This is a genomic window from Xenorhabdus hominickii (assembly GCF_002632725.1).
GTDB lineage: Bacteria > Pseudomonadota > Gammaproteobacteria > Enterobacterales > Enterobacteriaceae > Xenorhabdus > Xenorhabdus hominickii.
In genome coordinates, this window is the sequence record NZ_NJAI01000004.1 from 495664 (window position 1) to 498372 (window position 2709).

General features: G+C 38.7%; 2 protein-coding genes. One reads left to right on the forward strand and one right to left on the reverse strand.

The window, feature by feature from the left end; translation table 11 throughout:
- Positions 1-966: 966 nt before the first annotated feature.
- Positions 967-1977 carry a linear amide C-N hydrolase gene (locus Xhom_RS14650; protein ID WP_084022926.1) on the forward strand — a complete coding sequence of 337 codons (1011 nt, stop codon included), beginning with the start codon at positions 967-969 and terminating at the stop codon, positions 1975-1977.
- A gap of 427 nt (positions 1978-2404) precedes the next feature.
- On the opposite strand, the gene Xhom_RS30245 is transcribed toward Xhom_RS14650, so the two are convergent.
- A complete protein-coding gene (locus Xhom_RS30245) occupies positions 2405-2569 on the reverse strand; it encodes a helix-turn-helix transcriptional regulator (RefSeq protein ID WP_169928453.1) in 165 nt (54 codons plus the stop codon).
- Between the last annotated feature and the right edge of the window lie 140 nt (positions 2570-2709).

Genomic DNA, 2709 nt, shown 5'->3' on the forward strand with positions numbered 1-2709 from the left:
AAGATACCGATAATAGATCTGATAAAAGATCTTTTTATTGGTTTTCATATGCGAATGAAAATCAAGTGGTTAGGATAGATTAGATAAATAACCCGAATTCTGTTTAAGCCGTCACTGGGAAAAAACGAAGGCGCAGGCGGAGTGGGATAAAATAATGTTATTAAATCGTTTTATCATCTAAAGTGTACCGCAGGCATACAAACTAGCAGCATAGGGAACGCAGCCAGTATGTAGCATAAGCTAAGGAGGAACAACCCCATGAATAACGAACTATTTACTCGCGTTATCATGCGCCAGTATCCGATGACGATTGATCCGATTGTGACGGAAAATGGTGCGCTGGTGGGACAATAGCGCATCCACCGGTATTCCTGTCATGACCGCTTTACAGCACAAATTGCCTGAATTCTGCGTAACCCAGTAAAGGGCACGTTCATGCTCTATCAGGTGAAATGAATACGGCTGTCAGCAATGTATACGCATTAGAAGGTCAGTGTTTCTTTATTGGCGCCTGTGGTCTGGTTTCACAAGAAATGATTGATAAGTACAGGTATGATTATTGCTTCATGGGGTAATAACGGAACTCATTTGGGTAGGTATAAGAACGTGTAAGTATGTAAAAATATATCATTGCGTAACTAAGTATAGCAAAAAAACTATTTTTAACTTACTGAATAAGTTCTATTTTACCATATACTATATACCATAAGCTGATACCTCAGCTGTTATGTGATTCAATGAAATTAATTTGTAGTTTAGAAAAATCCTTTCATGCGGCATGGCATCGAAATTATTTATAGGAGGAAGAGATTTTATTAATTTCCATTCAGTCATTTTATGTCATTATTAAATTCGTGAGAGAATTATCTATATCTCTCTCATTAAATTTAGAAATAAAGTGTAGAAAAACAATCTCTATAAAGTGAAGAAATCTATCTGTTTTCATTTTTTATCTTAGGAGATGATATGTGTACTCGTATAGTTTATTTAGGTGAAAATGAGCAAACCATAACAACAAGAACGATGGATTGGAAAAACGAAATCGGAACAAATTTATGGGTATTTCCACGAGGCATGAACAGGGATGGTATTGCAGGCCCTAATTCTATTAAATGGAAATCTAAATATGGTAGCGTGATTGCATCTGGCTTCGATATTTCAACCACAGATGGTATTAACGAAAAAGGTCTTGTGGCTAACTTATTATGGTTAGCTGAATCTAAATATCCACAACCAAATGATAAGCGGCCTGCAGTATCAATTTCATTGTGGGCGCAGTATATGCTAGATAATTACGCGACAGTAGCTGAAGCCGTTGAATCACTGGAAAAGACGCCTTTTGTAGTGATGACGGATAACATGCCGGGCCAAGATCGTTTAACTACGTTGCATTTATCATTATCAGATGCGAGTGGTGATAGTGCAATTATTGAATATATTGACGGTGAACAAGTGATCCATCATAGCCGTGAATATCAGGTAATGACAAATTCACCAACGTATGAAGAACAATTGGAAGAGCAGACATATTGGGAAAACATTCCGGGCACAGAGGAACTTCCAGGCACCAATCGTTCTTCGGCCAGATTTGCTCGCGCTCAATTCTATATTAATGCTATCCCACAACAAACGACACCCAATAAAGCCGTTGCTGGTGTGTTCAGTGTGATTCGTAACGTTTCGGTTCCTTACGGGTTAATGGATACGTCAGAGGATTCCCCAGAAATTTCATCAACACGTTGGCGGACATTGGTTGATCATAAACGCCAACTCTATTTCTTTGAGTCTGCACTAACACCGAATATTTTCTGGACAGATATAAAGAAAATCGATTTCTCAGCCGAAACCGGTAAAGTGAAGAAACTGGAATTAGGTAAGGAGCAAAGCAATATTTTCTCAGGTGATGCCACTAAAGATTATGTTGATAGCGAACCTTTTGAGTTTCTAGGGCTATCTGATAAGCAACTCGATAATTAAATTTATGGGTACCTGTAGGTGCTTGCATTTAATTTAAATAAACAACCCCGCTGCAAGCAGCGGGGTATCTCAAAACAGTGTCAGTTGATGATCTGAATGCAGTTTGTAATATTCCTTACCTTTTACCGTAACACACGTCACTGTTACTCGTCATTTTCGAGGGTTCTTCCGCAGAACCCCTTGTATGACCGTCTAATGTTCGTTTGCTGGACAACGCAGCAACCTTGTGTAGTCATCTTCTGAAAATGATAGTGGAGATAAATTCACCGATCTGAATGTGTTTATGGCTGGCGTGACGTTAGGATGGACGGAAATTTCTGGGATTCCGGCTTAGAACCCCTTTTATATTAATCGATAGTTGCGGTCGGTGAGTTAAATCACCTCGCCAATAATGCCGTAAGAGGTTTGATACTGGTTTTCTGAGCCATCACTGCCGTGCTTCCCAGCGATCATGGTTGGTTTGTACGTTAATCCAGAAGTCAGAATCCGTTTCAAACAATGCCGCCAGCATGACCGCTTCTTCGATGCTGATCCGGCGTTTCCCGCTGATAATTTCACCCACAGTCGTTGGCTTTCTTAACATTGTATCCATAACTCCCCCTATCAATTAATATTTATGAGGATCAAAGTAAAATTTATTGATATTAACGACTGATTATATATAAAAATTAGCCCATAAAATTAAATGTGGCGTTTTTTATAGATTGCTGCAATATTATGTTAATAATTTAA